At 56.8% G+C, this 285-nt stretch carries 1 pseudogene; it reads left to right on the top strand.

Annotated elements, in window-relative coordinates:
* Nucleotides 1–285, top strand: a pseudogene (locus ACPYOM_RS22300) (hypothetical protein); the annotation flags it as partial.

The following is a 285-nucleotide window of genomic DNA, read 5'->3' as shown; positions in this document are numbered from 1 at the left end:
CTCCCCGGCCCGGCTGGGGACAGGAAGCTGCGATCGTTTCGCAGCCTTCCCCTCACCGGACAAGAGGAGAGAAGAGAAAGAGAGCTTGAAAATGGGTTTCAAAGTTGCAGTTGCGGGAGCAACCGGAAATGTCGGCCGGGAGATGCTCAACATCCTCTCCGAGCGGGGCTTTCCCGCCGATGAAGTCGTGGCCCTTGCCTCCGCACGTTCGCAAGGCACGGAAGTTTCCTACGGCGACAAGACGCTGAAGGTTTCCAATCTCGAAAATTACGATTTTTCCGATAC

The organism is Monashia sp. HAY1-2A (assembly GCF_056755315.1).
The sequence above is the reverse complement of the archived record's forward strand: the minus strand, read 5'-3'. Positions and strand labels throughout refer to the sequence as shown.